Below are 19,057 nucleotides of genomic sequence, written 5' to 3'. Positions count from 1 at the left end.
CAAAAGTGCTCCTCCGCCGTGAGGCGAGGGGGCACTTTGAAGCTCTGGGAACCACAACTGCAACTGACATCGACACTAGCACGCGGATTTCGCGTCTGCACGGAATTCGGGCGGGGAAATTTCCCGCTGGAGGATTTCTGCCCCGCTGTCCGACGGGAATCTGCACCGGCCGGAATAGACTTTTGCCACTCGCGGCGGATACGGTTCCCGCGCGAGGTCCGTGTCCGCCCAGGTGGCGGGCCTCGCCCGGACGCCCAGGACGAAAGGCGCGCATGGCTCCAGGAGCGCGGCGCAACCCCGCCGCCGACAATCTCGACGACGACGACTACCCGGCTTACACGATGGGACGAGCCGCGGAGCTGATCGGCACCACGCCGGCGTTCCTGCGGGCGCTCGGCGAGGCTCGGCTGATCACCCCGTTGCGCTCGGAGGGCGGCCACCGCCGGTACTCGCGCTACCAGCTGCGGATCGCCGCGCGCGCCCGTGAGCTGGTGGACCAGGGCACCCCCATCGAGGCGGCCTGCCGGATCATCATCCTGGAGGACCAGCTGGAGGAGGCCCTGCGCCTCAACGAGCGGCTGCGGAACCAGGGGGCGGGGCCGGGGCGGGGGCCGGAGGGTGGTCCGGACGCGGAGGGGTAGACCTGCGGGGGTTGTGACCCTGGTGGGGGCGTGCTGGTGGGGGCGGTGAGCCCTTGGAGGGCGTTGAGCCCTTGGAGGGCGTTGAGCCCTTCGGGGCGGTGGCCCCTGCGGGAGCGGTGAGCCCTTCGGGGGCAGGCAGGACAGGGACGCGGTCCGGGCGGGCGGGGTTCAGACCGCGTGTTCGTCGCTCTGGCCGCAGAGCCAGGCCAGGGCGTCGTGCACACCCCGTACGTACGCGCGCTTGTCCGGGGGGCACACCGGGTCGTCCAGCAGCACCGCCGCGGCGTCCGCCTCCGCGGTGAGCCGCCACAGGTCCGGTACGTCGTGGGCGGGCGCGCCGGTGACCGGGCCGTGCTCCTTGCGGGCCAGCGCCCAGCGGTAGGCGTCGGCGGCGCCCTCGGACACGGCCTGGAACGGCTCCGGTCGCACGGCCCGGACCGCCTCGGCGGCTCCGGCCGTTCCGGTGGCTTCGGCAGCTCCGGTGGCTTCGGCAGCTCCGGTGACTTTGGTGACCTCGGTGGCGAGGGTGCGGTACGCGGACTCGACCTCGTCCACGGCGCGGACCCCTATCCGGCTCGCTCGTGCTCGCGTTGGCGGCGCATGGCGGGTCGTCATTCGCGTACACCCCATCCTCATCGCTCGCGGCTCGTCTCCTGACTTCCACGGGTCCCCGTCATCCGCCGGGATATACCCCCCTGCGGGACTCGGAGCGCCAGGACCGCCATGTCGTCGTGGCCGTCGCTGGGGTGCTCACCGCACAGGACCTGGCACAACGCCCCGAGCGGGCCTTCAGCGAGGGGCCCGGCGATTTCCGCGAGGGCGTCCATGCCCCGGTCGATGGAGTGGGCCGGGTGCTCCACGAGCCCGTCGGTGAAGAACAGCAGCGTCGCGCCGGGCGGCAGCGGATACGTGTGGTCGGGGCGCGGCCGGTCGGGGTCCACCCCCAGCGGCAGGCCCGGCTCGGCGTGCAGGTACCGGGGTCGGTGGCCGGGCGCGAGGAGCAGCGGCGGCAGGTGGCCCGCGCTGCTCCAGTGCAGCTCCCAGCCGCTGTCGCCGCCGCCCGCCGCCGGTTCGATGCGGGCGAGGCAGGCGGTGGTGACGGGCGCGTCGGTGATGGCGTGGAGGGTGTGGTCGAGGGCGGTCAGGACCGCGCTGGGCGGGGTGCGGCGGTCGTACAGGAGCGCGCGGAGCATGTTGCGGGTCTGCGCCATCGCGGCGGCGGCCTGGAGGTCGTGCCCGACGACGTCCCCGATGACGGCGCCGCACGCCAGGTCGGGCAGCAGAACGGCGTCGTACCAGTCGCCGCCGACCTGCGCGGGGCTGGCGGCGGGCTGGTACAGGGCGGCGCCCTCGTACGGGCGCAGGTCGGGCAGGCGCGGCAGGAGCAGGCGCTGGAACCGCTCGGCGCCGGACCGTACGTGGTCGAAGAGGCGGGCGTTCTCGAGGGCGATCCCGGCGGCGGCGGCGAGGGCGACGACGACGTCCTGGTCGTGCGTGTCGAAGGGGCGGCCGTCGAGGCGGTCGGAGAGGTACAGGTCGCCGTAGATCTCGCCGCGCACGCTGATGGCGACGCCCAGGAGGGTCCGCATCGGGGGGTGCCCCTGCGGGTAGCCCGCGGAGTGCTGGTGGGCCCGGATGTCGTCGACGCGGAGCGGTTCCGGGTGGTGGATGAGGGTGCCGAGGAGGCCGCGGCCGTGCGGGAGCCCGACGCCTTCGAGGTCGGCGCGCTCCTGGTCGGTGAGGCCGACGGTGTGGAACTCGGCCAGTTCGGTGCCGTCGTCGTTCAGGACGCCGAGGGCGCCGTAGCGGGCGTGGACCAGGTCCATGGCGGTGCGCACGATGCGGTCCAGTACGAGGGGCAGCTCCAGCTCGCCGCTGATGGCCATGACGGCGCCCAGGAGGCCCTGGAGGCGGTCCCGCGGAGGTGGCTCGGGACTGGGGGGTGGCTGGACTGGAGGTGGCTCGGGACTGGGGGGTGGCTGGGCTCGGGGTGGCTCGGCCGGGGGCTGCGCCGCTGGGGGCGGCTCGGGGGCGGGGGGCGGTTCGCCGGTCGTCGGTGGGTGCGGGCCCAGCGACAGTTCCGCGCCGAGCGCCGAGTGCGCCACGGGGGCAGGGGGGCGCTCGGGCTCCGGGGGCGGGTCCGGCTCGGGGTCGGTGGCCTCGGGGTCCGGGCCGGGGGCGGCGGCCTCGGGGTCGGGCGTGGGCTCGTCCGGGGCGGGCCCGGGGAGGGGCTCGTCCGGGTCGGGGGGCCGGTTCGGGGCCTTGTGGGAATCCATGGGGCCTCCCGGTCCAGGGGCTGCGCTCCGCTCCGCTCGACGCGGCCGGGGCACGGAGCGCATGGTGGGTAGCAGGACCGACGAACGCTCTGTCGACTTTCCCGGTAAGCGCTGGACAAACCTCATCTGCCCCCCTCTGACCAGCGCGACCATTCCCTACGGCGGGCACGCGGTACGGCGAAAGAGGTGCGGCTATGACCGGATGGGCGTCCTGGACGACGGTCAACGTCTTCGCGGGGACGGGCGGCGTCCGCACCGTCGAGCTGGGGGTGCTCACGGGCAACCTCAGCGTCCACACCACCTGGTCCGGGTCGGAGGCGGACGTCGCGATCCAGTACAGCGGCGGCTCCGACTGGTACACGATGGCCGGCAGTCCCGTGCCGTGCCACTCCGAGGAGGAGAGCCGCACGCTGCACCAGCTCGCGGTGGAGGCCGTGCAGGAGGGCGGCGGCGCGGTGCTGAGCCCGCCGACGCACCACACGCAGCGCGGCTGAGCCCGCCGACGCGCCACCCGCGGCCCGGCCGAGCCCGTCGGCGGCGCCGCGCCGCCGGTGCCGTTACGCCGACGGTCGGCGCAGCAGTGCGAGGGCCGGTTCGACCAGGCCCCGGTACTGGCGTGCCGTGAGCGCGTCCGGCATGCGGCGCATCGCCGTTTCCCGCAGGGCGCGCCCCACCGGGTTGCGCCAGCCGCTGACCGACCCGGCGTGCCGGGAGGCCAGCTGGACGGCCCGCACCCGGCGGTGCCGCAGCGCCCGGTACCGTTCCGCCGCGCCCGTCACGCCACCCGGGCGGAGGGCCAGCGCCAGGGCGTACGCGTCCTCGACGGCCATCGCCGCGCCCTGCCCCAGGTTCGGGGTCATCGCGTGGGCCGCGTCGCCGAGGAGCAGCACCCGCCCGCGCCCCCACACCGGCGCGTACAGCTCCTCCAGGTCGTGGTGGAGCGGCGGCGGCCCGTCCTGGGCGTCGAGCAGGCGGGCCGGTACGCCCCGGTGGTGGGCGAAGGCGCGGCGGAACCCGTCCGGCCACGCGGGCGCGGGGGCGCGGCGTGGAGCCGTACGGACGTAGAAGTAGTACAGGCGGCCGTCCGGCAGCGGCACGAGGCCGGTCTTGGTGCCGGGCCCCCAGGACTCGACGGCGCGGGTCACGCCGGGGTTGTCGGTGAGGCCGCGCCAGCAGGTCGCGCCGCTGTAGCGGAGGGCGGCGGGGCGGGCGGTGATCTGGTCGCGGACGGTGGAGCGGATGCCGTCGGCGCCCACGACGAGGTCGTACGTCTCCTCGTACGCCTCCGTGCCGGGCCTCGGGGCCGCGGCCGTGCCAGGCGTATCGGGGGTGACGGCGAACCGGACGGTCACCGCGTCGCCCCGGTCCCGCACGGCGGCCACGGAGCGGCCGTTCACCGGCCGGGCGGCGGCCGGGAGGGCGTCCAGGAGCGCCGACTGCAGGGCCGTACGGGACAGGGCGCGGGTGGGCCCGTACCCGGGGCCGAAGTGCTGCGGCTCGACGCTCCGCAGCACTGTGCCGTCCGCCGCCGTCACGTCCAGCGACGGCAGCGCCAGGCTGTGCGGGGCGAGATCGACCCCGAGGGCGGCGAGTACGTGGAGGGCGTTGGGCGCCAGGACGATACCGGCGCCCGCGGGCTCGTACCGGGGCGCGCGCTCGGCGACGGTGACCTCGTGCCCGGCGCGCGTCAGGGCGAGCGCGGCGGCCAGTCCGCCGATGCCGCCGCCCGCGACGAGGACCTTGAGCGGCTCAGGGTCCGGGTGCCCGGGCCGCCCCGGGTCCGGGTGCGTCACGCCGTCCGCCCTTCCCGCGCCGCGCGGCCACCGCCGCCGGGCCCCCCGCCACCGACGAGCCGCCGCAACGCCGCGTCCAGCACGGCGAGTTGGGCCTCGCGGTCCAGTTCGCCGCGCAGTCCGGCGACGAGGACGCCGAAGTAGAGGGAGAAGTACGAGGTGAACCCCAGGAGCGGGTCCAGCGGCGGCACCGCCCCCGCCTCGGCGGCCCGCGCGAACTCGCCGCTCACCCACTCCCGGAACTCGGCCATGCGGCGCTCCGCCGGGCCGTCGGGGTGGTGGTGGAAGAGGGACGCGGAGATGTACTGGCGGGACAGCTCCGGCTCGCGGTCGTAGCTCGCGTACAGCTCGGCGGCGACGTGCACGAGGCGCGCCACGAGGTCGCCGTCGTCGGACAGCGTGCGCAGGGCCCGGTCGAGCGCCTGGCCCACGTGCTCGTCGAGGAGGGTCTCGACCAGGGTGTTGAGGTCGGGGAAGTGGACGAAGAAGGTCCCGGCGGCGACCCCGGCCTCGGCGGCGACCTCCCGTGTGGTGAGCCCGCCCATGCCGCGCCGCTCCAGCACCCGTCGGGCGGCACCGAGGAGTGCCTGCCGCGTCTGCCGCTTGCGCTGCTGCCGTACCCCGGCGGGGCGTTCCGGGGGCCCCGTCGCGACGCGGCCCTCCACGGAGGGGCCTGGCGGGAGGGGGCCTGTGGGGACGGCGCCTGTCGGGACGGGCGGCGTCGGTGTCCGGGACATGTCGGTGAGCATACTCACTGAGCACGCTCACCGAAATGGCCCACGGGTGGTTCTCGCCATACACGGGCGCGGGCCGGGGCCGGGCGCGTACACCGGGCACACGGCGGGACCGGGCGCGCGGCGGGGGGGGGGGACAGGTGCCGGAACCGGGGCCGGGGGCGCGCGTGCTCCGGGGCACCGCGGGGGTACGGGACTGGGGAGGCGCCCACGACCACCCGCCGCGCCCCGCCGGACACCGTGCCGTACGGCGGTACGTCGCCAACCACCTCCCGCGGGTCGCCCGCGCGCCGTATCGTCCTCACGGCGGCAGGACGCGGCGAGCCCCGGGGGTGGCGGCAGATGGGCGAGAACACGGACCTGGCATGGCGGTTCGAGGAGCACCGGCCCCGGCTGCGCGCCGTGGCCTACCGGATGCTGGGCTCGCTCGGCGAGGCGGAGGACGCCGTGCAGGAGACGTGGCTGCGGCTGTCCCGCGCCGAGCCGGAGGAGATACGGAACCTCGGCGGCTGGCTCACCACCGTCGTCGGCCGCGTCTGCCTGAACCAGCTGCGGTCCCGTACCGCGCGCCGCGAGGAGCCGCTGCACGGGGAGGACGGGCGGGTGCGGCTGCCCGACCCGGTGGTGAGCCGGGTGTCGGGGCCGGACCCGGAGGAGGAGGCGCTGTTCGCGGACGAGGTCGGCCTCGCGCTGATGATCGTCCTGGACACGCTGGCCCCGGCGGAGCGGCTGGCCTTCGTGCTGCACGACCTGTTCGCGGTGCCGTTCGAGGACGTGGCGGAGGTGCTGGGCCGCACGGAGGCGTCGTCCCGGCAGCTGGCCAGCCGCGCCCGGCGGCGGGTGCGGGCGGCGGCGCCCGCGCCGAACGGCGACGGCGACGCGGCCCGGCGCGGGGAGGTCGTGGCGGCGTTCCTGGCGGCGGCCAGGGGCGGCGACCTGGACGCGCTGGTCGCCGTGCTGGACCCGGACGTGGTGGCCCGCTCCGACGGCGGCGGCCTGCGCCCGAGCGTGCTGCGGCGCGGCGCTACGACGGTCGCGTCCCAGGCGGTCGTCTTCGCCCGCCTCGCGGAGGCCGCCCTCCCGGTGCTGGTCAACGGCACGCCCGGCGTGGTGGCGCTGGCGGAGGGCCGGGTGATCTCGGTGATGTCCTTCACGGTGCGGGGCAGGCGCATCACGTCCCTCGACATCCTCACCGACCCCACCCGCCTATCCCACCTCACCCCCGAGACCCTGACCACCTGACCCCCGTGCCCCACGCCCGCTGGGCCGGGCAGCGCGAGCAAGGGGCCCGGCAGGGGGCACCGGCCTGGTGGGGGCGGCGGGCTCGTACGCCCCCACCGCCCCCACACCCCCCGCCCACACCCCCGCAGGCTGCTCCCCCGCTGCGAGCCCCCGCACCGGCGGTCTGACGGGGCGAGCGCGCGTCGAGAGCGGCACGGGGAACGGCCGGTCTCCGGGAACAGGTGGGTGAAACCTGTGGCCATGATCGACCGCCGCGAGATCGTCAGCGGCGCCACTCTGGTCGGCCCGCTCCACATCCTCACGGACGAGGCGTTCCGCTGACGGTCCCGGCACGCGGCGCCGGGCGCGGACCCGTACGTCTCTGTGATGACGGAGGGTGGTCGTGTAGCACTCAGGTATGACCTCTGGCCCACACTGCGGCTGACTTTTGGAACCCCTTGGCGCTCATACCGTCTTGACCAGTAACGGACGCACCAGGGAGCGCATGTGACGATAAGTCAGACAGCGGCGACGGCGAATGCCGGAGCGCGGGGGAAGGCGTTCGCGCCGGAGTACCAGGGGGCCCTCGGGTCACTGTCGGTGAACTCCTCGCTGACGGAGGTACTGGAGCGCGGCATACGGGAGTTGCGGGCCGCCGAGGCAGCCGGGGAACGGGCGGAGGTCGCGCGGTGCGGGCTCGCCGTCGCGGAGGCGTACCGGCGGCTCGGGCGCGTCGAGGACGCCGACCGTGCGTGGAAGGCCAGCTACCGGGCCGCGCGGGACGCCGGGGACGTGGGCGCCATGGCGTGGGCCCTGTGGAGCGGCGGCACCCTCGCCCGGCAGCGCGGCGCCCTCGCCCTCGCGTACCGGCTGCTGCGCCTCGCGGCCGAGGCGGGCGAGCGCGGCGGGGACGTCGTCGTACGCGGGTACTCACTCGCGGGGCTGGCCGAGACGGGGCGGATACAGGGCGACTACCAGGCGGTCGGCGAGCTGCACGAGCAGCTCCTCGCGGAGGCCCGGCGGCGCGGCGAGGCCCGGCACACCGTGTGGGCCCTGGAGGGCATCGCGCAGATGCACCGCAACACCGGCTCGTACGACAAGGCCCTCGCGCTGTTCGAGGAGGCCGCCGAGACCGCCGACCGGGCCGACGACCGGCGCGGCTGGGCCTGGGCGCTGCGCGGCATCGCGGACGTCGTCTCCGTACGGGACGGGGACACCGAGCGGGCGCTGAGGCTGCTGTCGGAGGCCGAAGTGGTGTGCCGTGACATGAAGTTGTCCAGCGCGCTGGCGTACAACCACAAGATGCGCGGCAACGTCCTGTACCGGGCGGGCCGGTACGAGGAGGCCCGCGTCATGTACGCGCTGGCGCTGGCGGAGTTCCGCGAGATGGAGGAGCCGCGCGGTACGGCGCTGTCCCGCCTCGGCCTCGCCAAGTCCCGGGCCCGGCTGGGCCGCGACGCCTCCGAGACGGCCGCCGAACTGGCCGCGCTGCGCGTCACCCTCGACCGGATCGGGCTGCGCCACGCCCGCGACATGGTGGAGAAGGCCGCCGCCGAACTGGGCGTGGGGCCCTTGCCGGTGAGCGACGGGGAGGGGGTGCGGTGATGGGGTTCCTTTCGGTGGGGGCGCCTGCGGCCGTCGCTGCGGACGGAGGCGGTCGCCTGGCGGGCGCGGGCCTGGAGGGTGCGGGCCCTGCGGGCTCGGGCGCGGACCGGGCGGGCGTGGGGGCGGGGGCGCGCGGGGAGGCCGACGCGCTGCTGCTGCGGTGCCGTGCGCTCGTACGGCCCGCGCTCGCCGGGGCGGTGGGGCGGCTGCACCCGTGGACCGGGGAGATGGCGGCGTTCTCGCTGGGCTGGGCCGATGTGGACGGCACGCCCGAGCCGGGCGCGTCGGAGGGGAAGGGCGTACGGCAGGCCCTCGCCGTGCTGGGCGCGGAGGCGGTCGGCGCGGACGGGCGGGTCGCCGTGGCGGGCGCGGTGGCGGTGGAGCTGGTCCACGCGTTCTCGCTGCTCCACGACGACATCATGGACGGCGACGCGCTGCGGCGGCAGCGGGAGACGGTGTGGAAGGCGTACGGCACCGGGCCCGCCGTCCTGGCCGGTGACGCGTTGTTCGCGCTGGCCGTGCAGAGCCTCGCGGAGGTGCCCAGCACGCACACAGGACCGGCCGTGCGGCGCCTCGGCGAGACGCTCACCGACCTGGTGCGCGGCCAGGCGGACGACCTGTGCTTTGAGGACCGGCCGTGGACGGGGCCCGACGCGGTACGGCCCGAGGCGTACCGGGTGATGGCCGAGCACAAGACCGGCTCGCTCCTGGGGTGCGCGGCGGCGCTCGGGGCGCTGCTGGGCGGCGCGCCCGAGGCGACGGTGGCCGCGCTGGACCGGGCGGGGCGGCACCTGGGCGTGGCGTTCCAGGCGGTGGACGACCTGCTGGGGGTGTGGGGCGACCCGGCGGTGACCGGCAAGCCCGTCCACGGCGACCTGCGGCGGGGCAAGAAGACGTACCCGGTGCTCGCCGCGCTGGCCGCCGGGACGCCCGAGTCCCGCGAGCTGGCCGCGCTGCTGGAAGCCGCCGCACCGGGCGCACCCGCGCCCGGCCGGCCGGGCACACCCGAGGCGCCGTCGCCGGACCCGGTGGACGCCGCCGGCACGCTGGACGACCCGGCGGTGGCCGCGCGGGCCGCGTCACTGGTGGAGCGGGCGGGCGGCCGCGCGGCGACGATGCGGGAGGCGGTGGACCAGCTCGCCGCGGCCCGCCGCTGCCTGCGCGCCGTCCCCCTGCGCCCGGGCCCCTCCCGCGACCTCGACGCCCTGCTGGCCTTCCTGCTGCACCGGGCGGTGTAGTCACCCGCACCCCAGGGGCGCGCCTGGCTCGGTCCATGAGAACGGGCAGCGAACGGGCACCACTTCGGGAGGCCCCAAGGGTCCGAACAGTCCGCGACCCGCGACTGGTGGGACGGAGCGCTCCGTCCCACCAGTCGGCGCCGGTGTGCCGACGCGGTCAGGTCCGGCCCGCGGCGCGCAGGGCCCGCGCCAGCCACTCCAGCTCCTCGGTCGCGTCGGGCGACGCGTCCTGCCCGCGCACACGGGCGACGAGCCTGCGGTAGTGCTCCGCTCCTGCCTCGATCCCGGCCTCCAGGCTGCGCAGCACGGCGGCCCGATCGGCGTCACCGAACAGCTCGGACAGCAGCTCGGCCGCCGCCGGCCCCTCGGGAGCGACCCCGCCTTCTCTGACCTCCGCGACGGTCTGCACGATCTGCCTGGCCCACCAGATGGACGCCCCGCTGGGACGGCCCTGCCCCGGTGCGGGCGTGTTGAGCTCCATCCATGTGCGCAACCGGGCGCGGAAGCCGGGGTCCCGCACCAGTTCCGCCAGTTCGATCCAGGCGTCGACCTGCTCAGGTGTGGGATCGTCGGGCAGTTCGATGCTGAAGGCGCGCATGCGGTCGCGCAGGCGCGGGTCGTCGAGGCCGCCGAACACCTCCTCCTTGAACTCGTCGATGATCTGCTTGCGCTCGGCGGCGGAAAGCCGCGCCAACCGGTTCATCAGTGCTGTCTCCTCAACGGTCGAGCCCCGTTTCGCCACGGTGGAGAGGACGGCCCGGCTCACCTTGAGCGAGCGGATCCGCGCGTCGAGCGCGGCCACATGCGCGTCGGCGACCTCGGCGACCGTGGTGCGGCCGCTCAGGACGCGACACACGTCGTCGAGCCCGAGGCCCAGCTCCCGCAGGGTGCGGACCAGCTCGACGCGGGCCACGGACCCGGCGTCGTACAACCGGTAGCCGCCCGCGGAGCGGGCCACAGGCGGCACCGCCCCCTCGTCCGACCAGAAGCGCAGGGTACGCACCGAAAGTCCGGTGCGGTGCGCGAGCCGGCCAATGGTGAGCACGTCGGGGTGTTCGTCCTCCATGAGCAGGATCCTGAACCCTCCGGTGGCTGGAGACTCAAGCGCCTCAGTGCGACATCCCGTGAGTTCTCCGGAGCTCTGCCGAGCTTTCCCACCCCCGTCAGCGCCGCCGTGCTCCCCGCGCCGGAGCGCGGCAAGCGCCGCATCGGCACGTCACGGGTGCGGGGCGTTCGCAGGGTGTGAGCGCGTGTGGAGCGAGTGCGTCAGTCGGGCTTCGCGACGACGAAGACGCCCTTGCCCTGAACGCCCTGCACGAGGCCCTCGCCCTGGAGCACCTCGATGGCGGACTTGATGGTTCGACGGCTGACGGCTCCGCCCGTCTCCTGTTCCAGCTCGTAGTGCGAGGGGATGCGACGGCCGACCGGAATCTCGCCGCGCCGAATGCGTTCCCGCAGGGCAGAGGCCAGTTGCAGGTACATCGGGGTGATGCTCTCGCGGTCGATCTCGATCATGACTTGGACCCTAAGTGCACAGCCCATGACAACATAGGCCATGACTGAACGTCCTTTCGCGTGCTGGGACGTGCCAGGACGTTCCGAGTGGCGTACAGTCAGCACGAGCAGGAGACCCCCGCGACGGGTGGAGCCGTCCGGGGGCGTGGCCACCAGCTAACAAGGAGCTGACGACATGGGCATTATCCACGCGTTCTTACACCGGGTCCTGGACTTCCTCGTGCCCGGGTCCGGGAGGCGGCGGGCCCGGCTGGGGTGCGTCGTGGTCGCGGAGCGGCGGGAGTTCGGGGCCCCGGCGCCCGCACTGCCCCGTCACCGGTCGCCCTACGGGGCCGACGGGCCCATCGACGGGGCGGCGACCCCGCTGGTACGGCCCCTACCTGGCCGCGTACGAGGCGCGGCACCGGCAGGCGTGGCGGCGTACCGCCCTCGTGCTCGCCGCCGACTTCGGCATCGACCTGGACGACCGCGACCTCCACGGGGCGGGGGTTCCCGGATGACGTCCCGGCGGCGGCCCGTGCGCATGTGCGTGCGGTGCGGCCGGGTCACCGGCTCCCCCGTCGTCGTGTCCGAGGTCCACCAGGACTCCGGGCCCGGCTGGACCGTGTACGCCTGCCCGGCTGCGCCCCGTGCTTCCCGCCACTGCCGGACGAACGCCCACAGGTGTCCAACCGCACCCGCGAGTGCCAGGACGCGCTGCACTCCCTGTGCGCCCCCCTGGAGGTGTACGCCTCCGACGACCCCGGCCCCGACGAGGAGCCGTTCTTCTCGATCACCTGCGGCTGCTTCTGCCACCGGAACGGTGCCGCGCCCACGGTGTGAGGGGAGCCCCTGGGGGCACTCGGCGCGCGTGGGACTGGACATCGTCGAGGAACGGCCGTACCGGTACCGGGTGGAGCCGCGGGGCGCCATGCGGGTGCCCGGGATCGTGTTCGCCTCGCGCGGGCTCCTGAGGGACGCCGAGCAGTCGCTGCGGCAGGTCGCCGACGTCGCGACCCTGCCGGGCATCGTCGGCGCCTCGTACGCCATGCCCGACATCCACTGGGGCTACGGCTTCCCCATCGGCGGGGTCGCCGCCACGGACATCGCCGGCGGCGGGGTCGTCTCGCCCGGCGGCGTCGGCTTCGACATCTCCTGCGGGGTACGGCTCCTCGCCGCCGACTGCGACCGCGACGCCCTGCGCCCCGCCCTCGGCGCCGTCATGGACGGCCTCGGCCGCGCCGTGCCGCGCGGCGCCGGGCCCGGCGGGGTGTGGCGGCTCGACGGCCCCCGCCAGCTCGAACACGTCCTGCGCGGCGGCTCCCGCTACGCCGTCGAGCAGGGCCACGGCGACGAACGCGACCTGCTGCGCTGCGAGGACGGCGGCGCCGTCGCCGACGCCGACGTGGACCAGGTCGGCCCCCGCGCCCGCGAACGCGGCCTCGGCCAGGTGGGCAGCCTCGGCTCCGCCAACCACTTCCTGGAGGTCCAGACCGTCACCGAGGTGTACGACCCGGCCGCCGCCGAGGCGTTCGGGATCGCCGCCGGGCAGGTCTGCGTGATGATCCACTGCGGTTCGCGCGGCCTCGGCCACCAGATCTGCTCCGACCACGTGCGGGCCATGGACCGCGCGATGGCCCGGTACGGCATCGACGTCCCCGACCGGCAGCTCGCCTGCACGCCCGTGGACTCGCCCGAGGGCCGCGCGTACGTCGGCGCCATGGCCGCCGCCGCCAACTACGCCCGGGCCAACCGCCAGTTGCTCTCCCACGCCGCACGCCGCGTGTTCCGGCGGGAGGCGGGCGTACGGCTCGACCTCGTCTACGACGTGTCCCACAACCTCGCCAAGATCGAGACCCACCGGGTGGACGGCGAGCCGCGCCGCCTGTGCGTGCACCGCAAGGGCGCCACCCGCGCGTTCCCGCCCGGCCACCCCGAACTCCCCGAGGACCTGCGCGACATGGGCCAGCCGGTGCTCATCCCCGGCACGATGGGCACCGCCTCGTACGTCCTGGCGGGCGTGCCCGGCGGGGACGCCTTCCACTCCACCTGCCACGGCGCCGGCCGCGTCATGAGCCGCCACCAGGCCGCCCGCACGGTCACCGGCAAGGAACTGCGCGCCCGCCTGGAGGGCGCCGGGATCGCCGTACGGCCCCTCTCCATGCGCGGACTCGCGGAGGAGGTGCCCGAGGCGTACAAGGACGTCACGGAGGTCGTCGCCGCCAGCGAGGGCGCCGGGCTGTGCCGCAGGGTGGCCCGGCTCGAACCGCTGGGCGTGGTGAAGGGGTAGGGGGCTTGCCGGAGGGGCTTCCCCTACGGGGCCCACGCGCGTACGACGACGGTCACCCGTCCCGTACGGGACCCGCCTCCCGTACGGGAACCCCTCACACGTCCACCGTCACCGCGCACGACCACCACCCGTACGGGTCCGGGCCCATGCGCAGCTCGTGCCACGACACGGCCTTCGGCACCGACCCGGTGACCGGTACGCGCGTCAGGGGCGCGACCGCCAGGCGTACGTCCAGTTCCTCGTCCGTCGCCTCGACCTCCACGTCCACCGGCACCTCCCCGTGCGCGTCCAGCCGGTAGACCACCTCGTCCAGCAGGTCGGCGAGGAGGTCCTCGTCGCTCTCCTGCGCGAGCCGCAACCGCCGTACCGCGTCGGCGTGCGCGGCCGACACGTCGGCGAAGGACTCCACCAGGCCGAGCACCGCCTCCCCGAGGCACTGCTCGCGGCTCGCGCCCCACGCCTCGATCCGCAGGTCGGCGGTGTGCGGCACGGTCCGGTGCCCGCCCTCGCCGCGCCGCCGCACCGGCACCTCGCCGCCCATGGCGCGTCAGCGCCGGTACACGCCGACGAGGGTGCCGCTCGCGACGGCCTTCGGCTCGACGGCCCGGTGCACCTGTTCGGCGGTCGGCTCGTCGGGCAGGACGCACGGCTCCCGGAGGGCGTACAGGCGGAAGAAGTAGCGGTGCGCCTCGTCGCCGGGCGGCGGGTGCGGGCCGCCCCAGCCGCGCCGGTGGAAGCCGTTGACGAGTTCGGTGCCGCCCTCGGGGGGCCGCCCCGGGGCGTTGCCGCCGGTGTGCGGGTCGATGCCGACGGCCACCCAGTGGACGAACGTCCCGGAGGGGGCGTCGGGGTCCTCGCACAGCAGGACCAGTTCGCTGGCGTCGTCCGGGACGCCGGACCAGGTCAGCGGCGGCGGCTCGTTCTCGCCCTCCAGCGCGTGGCGGCGCGGGATGGGCGCGTGGTCGCTGAACGCGGAGCTCTTCAGATCGATACCGGCCATGCCGCCGCAGTACCCCTGAGCCGCGCCCCTATGCCGGGCCCTGCCGCACCCGCTCCAGCCAGCCGCCCACGTGGCACGTCAGGCCGTACCGCTCCAGGTCGCGCCGCTGCCGGAAGTCCGCGCCGTCCGGTCCCGCCAGCCAGTCCCGTACGGCCGGCAGCACCCCGCCCGGCATGTCCGGCGGCCGCAGCTCCGGCACGTCCACGATGCCGTCCTCCACCACGAAGAACCCGCCGACCGGCACCAGCGGCGCGAAGTTCCGCAGCGCGGCCGCCGTCGTCCCGTACGTGTGCAGGGTGTCCTCCACCACCAGGCACCGCGCCCCCTCCGGGAACGCCGCCCGGGCCCTCAGGGCCGTCTCCGGGTCGGTGATGTCACCCTCCAGGAGCGTGATCCCGTCCTCGTACGACGGGTCGGCGGCCAAAAGGGCGGCGCGCGCCTTGTCCTGGCGCAGGTCCAGCGTGACGACCCGCACGTCGCGCGGCACCCGCCCGTACCCGGCGAGGGCGCGCAGCCGGTCGCGGAACCACAGCGCGGAACCGCCGAAGTGCGTGCCCAGCTCCACGACGACCTGGCTGCGGGAGAGCCACATCAGGTGCTCCATCATCCGCAGGTCCTCGGGGAACTTCTTGATCCGCACCCCGGCGTAGACATCGCGTACGTGCTGCCGCTCCCGTGCCGTCCAGTACGCGCGGACGGTGTCGTCCAGCACCGCCTCCACGCGCGGCGGCAGCGCGCGGTCCTCGGGCGCCTCCACACCACGAGCGAACCACGCACGCATGGCGGTGTCTACGGCGCCTGGAGCGCCCAGCCCCGCGGGTTGGCGGCGTCGGGCGCCTGGAGGCTCAGCGGGGAGCCGTTCTCCGGGCCGGCCGGCGCCAGGGCGAGACCCCAGCCCTTCAGGGCGAACGTGTGGGTCGCCGCGTCGGCGGACGGCGTCGGCACCCAGCGCTGGGCGTCGCTGTCCACGCACGGCCGCTGCACGACGACCGCGCCGGGGCCGAGCGGATCGACGGGCTGGAGGCACAGCCCCGAGTGGACGGCCCGCAACTGGACGTGGCCGTCGCCGAGGTCCACCACCTGCCACTGCTGGTTCGGCTGGCCGTGGCGCTCCCAGGCGAGGACGGGCGCGCCGTCGTTGGTGGCGGCACCCTGCACGTCGGCGGCCCGGCCCGTCGCGGGCTCCACCAGCACGAACGTGCCTGCCGGTACCGGCGGCGGCGTCGGAGTCGGGGTGGGGGTCGGGGACGGCGTCGGGGCCGGGTCGGGGGCGGCTGACGGGGTGGGCGCGACAGCCGGGGCGGAGGCGGGGGCCGCCTCGGGGGCGTCGTCGCCGTCGCCCCCGCCCAGCACGGCGCCGATCGCCAGGCCCGCGGCCGCGCACACGACGATCGCGGCGCCCACGAGCACCGCCCTGGGCGGTCCGCTCCTGCCGGTGCGGCGGGGCGGGACCGGCGAGGCGGGCGGGCCGGGCGGGAGGTCGTCCTCGATGCGGGGCAGCGGCCGCGTCGCCTCCACGGGCGCCGGGCCACCGTACGAGCCGTACCCGCCGGGGCCGCCTGGGCCGCCTGGGCCGTACGGCTCGTACTGCCCTTGCGGGTCGTGCGGGTCGGCGGGATGCGGGCCCTGCCCATAGGGGTTATGGGACCCGTAGGAGTTCTGAGACCCGTAGGAGTTCTCGGACCCGTAGGAGTTCTGAGACCCGTAGGAGTTCTCCGCCCCGTAAGGGGCCTGAGGGGCCTCGGGGGTGGGCGGTCCGTACGACGCCCTCGTGGGCGGGAGGAGTTCCGTCGCCTCCGGGTCCCACCTCTGCGGGTCCTCGCCGTACGGTTGCTGGTTCACCCTGCTCCTCGCCCCTCGCCCTCGCCCTTGTCCTTGCCCGGCACGGCCGCCCCCGGCCCGTCCGCACGGTCCTGCGTCGCACCGTCCCGCGACGGTACAGTGCGACGATCGTACGAATCGATCACGGGGGTTCTCATGGCACTGTGCGGCAACGCCCACACCGTGGACCCGGCGAGCGCGCAGCAGGACTACGCGCGGCTGCTCGGCCCCGGCGAGCGGGTCCACGCGGCGTACCTGCTGATCCGCGACACGATCCTGTTCACCGACCGCCGACTGATCATGGTGGACAAGCAGGGCATCACCGGCAAGAAGGTCGAGTACCACTCGATCCCGTACCGCAGCATCACGCACTTCGCGGTGGAGACGGCGGGCACGTTCGACCTCGACGCCGAGCTGAAGATCTGGATCAGCGGCAGCCAGGTGCCGGTCCAGAAGACGTTCACCAAGGGCGTGGACATCTACGAGGTGCAGGCGATCCTTACGCAGTTCGTGGCACGGTGACCGCGCCGCGCCGCCGTCGTCCCGGCGGCGGCGGGGCCCGTACGTAAGCTGGGCCGCTCCAGTGGGCGCGCGGGCTCGCGGGCTCGCGCGGGCGGCGACGAGGCAGGCGGGCGCGGCGATGGCGGACGACCAGCGGTGGCACATGCGGATCGGCGAGGTGGCCCAGCGGACCGGCCTGTCGCTGCGCACGATCCGCCACTACGAGGACGCGGGCATCGCCGCGCCGTCGGCCCGCACCAAGGGCGGGTTCCGGCTGTACACGGAGCAGGACGTCGAACGGCTGCTCGCGGCGGCGCGGATGAGGCCCCTCGGTTTCACCGTGGACGAGATGCGCGAGGTACTGGACGTCACCGCCCGGCTCGCCTCGACGGACGACCCGCCGGAGGGGGAGGAGCGGGAGCGGCTGCTGGCCCGCCTCGGCACGTACCGGGAGGCCGTCGAGGCGCGGTGCGAGGCGCTGCGCGTGCGGCTCCGCAGGGCGGAGGACCTCGCCGCGACCCTGCGCGGCCACCTCGACCCGGTCGGCTGACCCCGGAGCCGTACGGACCGGGCTGCGGTGTCCCGGTCAGGTGTCCAGTACGCCCAGCTGCCGCAGCATGCCGACCTCGTCCCAGTTCCACCAGCTCTCCGCGATCTTGCCGTCCGCGCAGCGGAACGTGGCATGACCTGTGCCCGTCATTTCCCGGTCGGTCGCCGGGATGCCCCGGTACTCGCGGCTGTGGTGGCCCCGGAAGTCTATTCCGACGCACACGAGGTCGCCCTCGGCGACGATCCGGTCCAGCGTGACGCGCGGTTCGAACGCGTCCATCAGCTCGCCGTTCTGCTCCTTGGCGCCCTGGAGGTCCAGCGGTTCGGACGACAGGGACGGGTCGTGCTCCCGGTAGTCGGCGGCGCACAGCTCCTCCAACGCCTCCATGTCACGGCCGTTGACGACCCGGTCGAAGAACTCCTTCACCAGCGCCTTGTTCAACTGCTCGTCCCGCACGACGTCGAGGTCCGTGAAGGACGGCTCGCCGTCACACAGGGCCACCAGCTCCCGGTAGATCCGGTCGGTCTCCGGGAGGTGGGAGTTGCGCATGGCCTCCTCGTACGAGGGGAACTCGACGATCTCGACGACGTGCGAGGCGTCGGAGCGGTCCTTGGCGACGATCGAGTGGGTGGCCGTCCGCCTGCCCCGGGTCGCCTCGACCCAGTCGTCCATCAGGCTGTTCAGCGCGTCCACCTGCTGCGTCCGGCAGTCGATGACCTGCACGAATGTCATGGCGTCCGCCTCCTGCGGTTGTAGCGTCCGAGTGAATTCCACGGTATGCCCGTTTGGCCCCTTCTGTCTCTAGGTACACCCGCGCCCCGCTCCGGAGCGGCGGGAGAGCCGTCGGAGCGGGGCGCGGAGGTGTACGGGGGTTCCCCGGCGCGCGGGCACGGGGCGTACGGGACTCCTGCGGCGCGGAGGCGTACGACGCCGTCAGGCGCAGGTCAGGCGTCCGGGACCAGGTCCGGCATCTCGCCCTCCGTCGTCGTCTCGTCGATCAGCGCGAACGGCGCGCCCTGCGGGTCCACCAGCGCCGCGAACCGGCCGAACGGGCTGGTCATCGGCCCGTACACGACCTTCGCGCCGTGTGTCGTGGCCCGCCCGACCGCCGCGTCCACGTCCTCGACGGCGAAGTACACGCTGATGAACGGCGGCACCTCCGGCGGGTACTCCTCGCCCATCTTCATCCGGCCGAGCACCGGGTCGTCACCGAGCTGGAGGACCTTGAAGTCGATGTGCTCGTCCGGCATGCGCTTCACCGCGTACGGGAAGACGGCGGGGAAGAACGCGTCGGCCTTCGCCGCGTCCCGCGTGTAGATCTCCGACCAGGCGTACGCGCCCGGCACGGACCGCGCCTCGAAGCCCCGGTGGGTGCCCGGCTGCCAGGCGCCGAACGTGACGCCGCCCGGGTCGCGGGCGATCAGCATCGAGCCGAACTCCCCGACCGCCATGGGCCCCATGAGGACCTCGCCGCCGTTGTCCCGCACCTTCCGCGCGGTCTCCTCCACGTCGTCGGTCGCGAGGTACAGGCACCAGGCGGAGTGCGGGGTCTCGGCGCCCTGGTCCGGCATGGGCGGCACGACGGCGGCGACCGCCTTGCCGTCGGCGTACGCCTGCGTGTAGTTGCCGTACTCGGTGGCCTCCTCGCCGAAGGTCCAGCCCAGCACGTCGCCGTAGAAGGCCTTGGCGCCCTCCAGGTCGGTGAACATCGCGTCCGCCCAGATGGGCATGCCCTCGGTCGGTCCGGCCATGACGATCCCCTCACGGTTCACGAGTGATTTCCGGTTTGCCACGTTAACCACCCTTACGGGATGGCGCGCGGCAACGTCCCGGGGCCGCGCCAGGGCGCCCGGCCGGCCCCGGATGCCCGGCTCCGGCCCTGTCCGGCTCCGT

21 protein-coding genes are annotated in these 19,057 nt (G+C 74.9%); 9 read left to right on the top strand and 12 right to left on the bottom strand.

Annotated elements, in window-relative coordinates:
- Positions 1-272 precede the first annotated feature (272 nt).
- Positions 273-641, top strand: coding sequence for a MerR family transcriptional regulator (locus J116_RS14800; RefSeq protein ID WP_023587846.1), 369 nt, complete (start codon positions 273-275; stop codon positions 639-641).
- A 168-nt stretch (positions 642-809) separates the two neighbouring features.
- Here the strand turns inward: J116_RS14800 and J116_RS14795 are convergent, their stop codons facing one another.
- Both J116_RS14795 and J116_RS14790 read right to left on the bottom strand, forming a co-directional pair.
- On the bottom strand, positions 810-1,196 hold the full coding sequence (locus tag J116_RS14795) for a hypothetical protein (protein WP_023587845.1): 387 nt from the start codon (positions 1,194-1,196) through the stop codon (positions 810-812).
- Positions 1,197-1,273: 77 nt separating this feature from the next.
- Positions 1,274-2,917 (bottom strand): PP2C family protein-serine/threonine phosphatase, encoded by a 1,644-nt coding sequence (locus J116_RS14790; RefSeq protein ID WP_023587844.1) that lies wholly within the window; start codon positions 2,915-2,917, stop codon positions 1,274-1,276.
- Between the two features lie 194 nt (positions 2,918-3,111).
- Here J116_RS14790 and J116_RS14785 point away from each other — a divergent pair, with 194 nt between their 5' ends.
- Positions 3,112-3,411, top strand: coding sequence for a hypothetical protein (locus tag J116_RS14785; protein WP_023587843.1), 300 nt, complete (start codon positions 3,112-3,114; stop codon positions 3,409-3,411).
- Between the two features lie 63 nt (positions 3,412-3,474).
- Here the strand turns inward: J116_RS14785 and J116_RS14780 are convergent, their stop codons facing one another.
- Positions 3,475-4,710, bottom strand: coding sequence for an FAD-dependent monooxygenase (locus tag J116_RS14780; protein ID WP_023587842.1), 1,236 nt, complete (start codon positions 4,708-4,710; stop codon positions 3,475-3,477).
- A complete protein-coding gene (locus tag J116_RS14775) occupies positions 4,707-5,447 on the bottom strand; it encodes a TetR/AcrR family transcriptional regulator (protein ID WP_161492119.1) in 741 nt (246 codons plus the stop codon). Before J116_RS14775 ends, J116_RS14780 begins: the two co-directional genes overlap by 4 nt.
- A gap of 339 nt (positions 5,448-5,786) precedes the next feature.
- Between J116_RS14775 and J116_RS14770 the strand changes: the two genes are divergently transcribed.
- From J116_RS14770 to J116_RS14760, 3 genes are all read left to right on the top strand, one after another.
- The gene (locus J116_RS14770) at positions 5,787-6,686 is read left to right on the top strand and encodes a sigma-70 family RNA polymerase sigma factor (protein ID WP_023587840.1); all 900 of its coding nucleotides are present in this window, start codon (positions 5,787-5,789) and stop codon (positions 6,684-6,686) included.
- 486 nt (positions 6,687-7,172) lie between these two features.
- Positions 7,173-8,270 (top strand): tetratricopeptide repeat protein, encoded by a 1,098-nt coding sequence (locus J116_RS14765; RefSeq protein ID WP_023587839.1) that lies wholly within the window; start codon positions 7,173-7,175, stop codon positions 8,268-8,270.
- Positions 8,270-9,508 (top strand): polyprenyl synthetase family protein, encoded by a 1,239-nt coding sequence (locus J116_RS14760; protein ID WP_079147734.1) that lies wholly within the window; start codon positions 8,270-8,272, stop codon positions 9,506-9,508. The genes J116_RS14765 and J116_RS14760 overlap by 1 nt, the downstream gene beginning before the upstream one ends.
- A gap of 157 nt (positions 9,509-9,665) precedes the next feature.
- Here J116_RS14760 and J116_RS14755 read toward each other — a convergent pair whose 3' ends face one another.
- Positions 9,666-10,574, bottom strand: coding sequence for a helix-turn-helix domain-containing protein (locus tag J116_RS14755; protein WP_023587837.1), 909 nt, complete (start codon positions 10,572-10,574; stop codon positions 9,666-9,668).
- Between the two features lie 200 nt (positions 10,575-10,774).
- Positions 10,775-11,023 (bottom strand): GntR family transcriptional regulator, encoded by a 249-nt coding sequence (locus J116_RS14750; protein ID WP_028964072.1) that lies wholly within the window; start codon positions 11,021-11,023, stop codon positions 10,775-10,777.
- A gap of 663 nt (positions 11,024-11,686) precedes the next feature.
- Here J116_RS14750 and J116_RS29920 point away from each other — a divergent pair.
- Both J116_RS29920 and J116_RS14745 read left to right on the top strand, forming a co-directional pair.
- Complete coding sequence (locus J116_RS29920; protein ID WP_023587835.1) at positions 11,687-11,845, top strand: hypothetical protein; 159 nt, start codon at positions 11,687-11,689, stop codon at positions 11,843-11,845.
- An 88-nt stretch (positions 11,846-11,933) separates the two neighbouring features.
- Positions 11,934-13,292 (top strand): RtcB family protein, encoded by a 1,359-nt coding sequence (locus J116_RS14745; RefSeq protein ID WP_079147896.1) that lies wholly within the window; start codon positions 11,934-11,936, stop codon positions 13,290-13,292.
- Positions 13,293-13,386: 94 nt separating this feature from the next.
- Here J116_RS14745 and J116_RS14740 read toward each other — a convergent pair whose 3' ends face one another.
- The 4 genes from J116_RS14740 to J116_RS31240 are packed head-to-tail and all read right to left on the bottom strand — an operon-like array spanning position 13,387 to position 16,134.
- The gene (locus J116_RS14740; RefSeq protein ID WP_023587833.1) at positions 13,387-13,833 is read right to left on the bottom strand and encodes an archease; all 447 of its coding nucleotides are present in this window, start codon (positions 13,831-13,833) and stop codon (positions 13,387-13,389) included.
- A 6-nt stretch (positions 13,834-13,839) separates the two neighbouring features.
- Complete coding sequence (locus tag J116_RS14735) at positions 13,840-14,292, bottom strand: YbhB/YbcL family Raf kinase inhibitor-like protein (RefSeq protein ID WP_023587832.1); 453 nt, start codon at positions 14,290-14,292, stop codon at positions 13,840-13,842.
- A gap of 28 nt (positions 14,293-14,320) precedes the next feature.
- The gene (locus J116_RS14730; protein ID WP_079147733.1) at positions 14,321-15,073 is read right to left on the bottom strand and encodes a CmcI family methyltransferase; all 753 of its coding nucleotides are present in this window, start codon (positions 15,071-15,073) and stop codon (positions 14,321-14,323) included.
- A gap of 8 nt (positions 15,074-15,081) precedes the next feature.
- Positions 15,082-16,134 (bottom strand): RICIN domain-containing protein, encoded by a 1,053-nt coding sequence (locus J116_RS31240; RefSeq protein WP_161492118.1) that lies wholly within the window; start codon positions 16,132-16,134, stop codon positions 15,082-15,084.
- Between the two features lie 135 nt (positions 16,135-16,269).
- On the opposite strand from J116_RS31240, the gene J116_RS14720 reads away from it, so the two are divergent.
- Positions 16,270-16,635, top strand: coding sequence for a PH domain-containing protein (locus tag J116_RS14720; RefSeq protein ID WP_023587829.1), 366 nt, complete (start codon positions 16,270-16,272; stop codon positions 16,633-16,635).
- Positions 16,636-16,753: 118 nt separating this feature from the next.
- Positions 16,754-17,164: a MerR family transcriptional regulator gene (locus J116_RS14715; protein ID WP_023587828.1), complete on the top strand. Its 411-nt coding sequence runs from the start codon at positions 16,754-16,756 to the stop codon at positions 17,162-17,164.
- 36 nt (positions 17,165-17,200) lie between these two features.
- On the opposite strand, the gene J116_RS14710 is transcribed toward J116_RS14715, so the two are convergent.
- A complete protein-coding gene (locus J116_RS14710) occupies positions 17,201-17,896 on the bottom strand; it encodes an ester cyclase (RefSeq protein WP_023587827.1) in 696 nt (231 codons plus the stop codon).
- 212 nt (positions 17,897-18,108) lie between these two features.
- The gene (locus J116_RS14705; protein WP_028964070.1) at positions 18,109-18,915 is read right to left on the bottom strand and encodes a VOC family protein; all 807 of its coding nucleotides are present in this window, start codon (positions 18,913-18,915) and stop codon (positions 18,109-18,111) included.
- Positions 18,916-19,057: the final 142 nt, after the last annotated feature.

The organism is Streptomyces thermolilacinus SPC6, from assembly GCF_000478605.2.
GTDB lineage: Bacteria > Actinomycetota > Actinomycetes > Streptomycetales > Streptomycetaceae > Streptomyces > Streptomyces thermolilacinus.
This window is presented reverse-complemented; position numbering and strand designations above follow the sequence as displayed.

Bases quoted from the DNA above. Each gene is read 5' to 3' on its own strand.
- J116_RS14800 (WP_023587846.1), top strand. From the start codon at position 273: ATGGCTCCAGGAGCGCGGCGCAACCCCGCCGCCGACAATCTCGACGAC.
- J116_RS14790 (WP_023587844.1), bottom strand. From the start codon at position 2,917: ATGGATTCCCACAAGGCCCCGAACCGGCCCCCCGACCCGGACGAGCCC.
- J116_RS14785 (WP_023587843.1), top strand. From the start codon at position 3,112: ATGACCGGATGGGCGTCCTGGACGACGGTCAACGTCTTCGCGGGGACG.
- J116_RS14775 (WP_161492119.1), bottom strand. From the start codon at position 5,447: ATGTCCCGGACACCGACGCCGCCCGTCCCGACAGGCGCCGTCCCCACA.
- J116_RS14770 (WP_023587840.1), top strand. From the start codon at position 5,787: ATGGGCGAGAACACGGACCTGGCATGGCGGTTCGAGGAGCACCGGCCC.
- J116_RS14760 (WP_079147734.1), top strand. From the start codon at position 8,270: ATGGGGTTCCTTTCGGTGGGGGCGCCTGCGGCCGTCGCTGCGGACGGA.
- J116_RS14755 (WP_023587837.1), bottom strand. From the start codon at position 10,574: ATGGAGGACGAACACCCCGACGTGCTCACCATTGGCCGGCTCGCGCAC.
- J116_RS14750 (WP_028964072.1), bottom strand. From the start codon at position 11,023: ATGATCGAGATCGACCGCGAGAGCATCACCCCGATGTACCTGCAACTG.
- J116_RS14745 (WP_079147896.1), top strand. From the start codon at position 11,934: ATGCGGGTGCCCGGGATCGTGTTCGCCTCGCGCGGGCTCCTGAGGGAC.
- J116_RS14740 (WP_023587833.1), bottom strand. From the start codon at position 13,833: ATGGGCGGCGAGGTGCCGGTGCGGCGGCGCGGCGAGGGCGGGCACCGG.
- J116_RS14735 (WP_023587832.1), bottom strand. From the start codon at position 14,292: ATGGCCGGTATCGATCTGAAGAGCTCCGCGTTCAGCGACCACGCGCCC.
- J116_RS14730 (WP_079147733.1), bottom strand. From the start codon at position 15,073: ATGCGTGCGTGGTTCGCTCGTGGTGTGGAGGCGCCCGAGGACCGCGCG.
- J116_RS14720 (WP_023587829.1), top strand. From the start codon at position 16,270: ATGGCACTGTGCGGCAACGCCCACACCGTGGACCCGGCGAGCGCGCAG.
- J116_RS14715 (WP_023587828.1), top strand. From the start codon at position 16,754: ATGGCGGACGACCAGCGGTGGCACATGCGGATCGGCGAGGTGGCCCAG.
- J116_RS14710 (WP_023587827.1), bottom strand. From the start codon at position 17,896: ATGACATTCGTGCAGGTCATCGACTGCCGGACGCAGCAGGTGGACGCG.
- J116_RS14705 (WP_028964070.1), bottom strand. From the start codon at position 18,915: ATGGCCGGACCGACCGAGGGCATGCCCATCTGGGCGGACGCGATGTTC.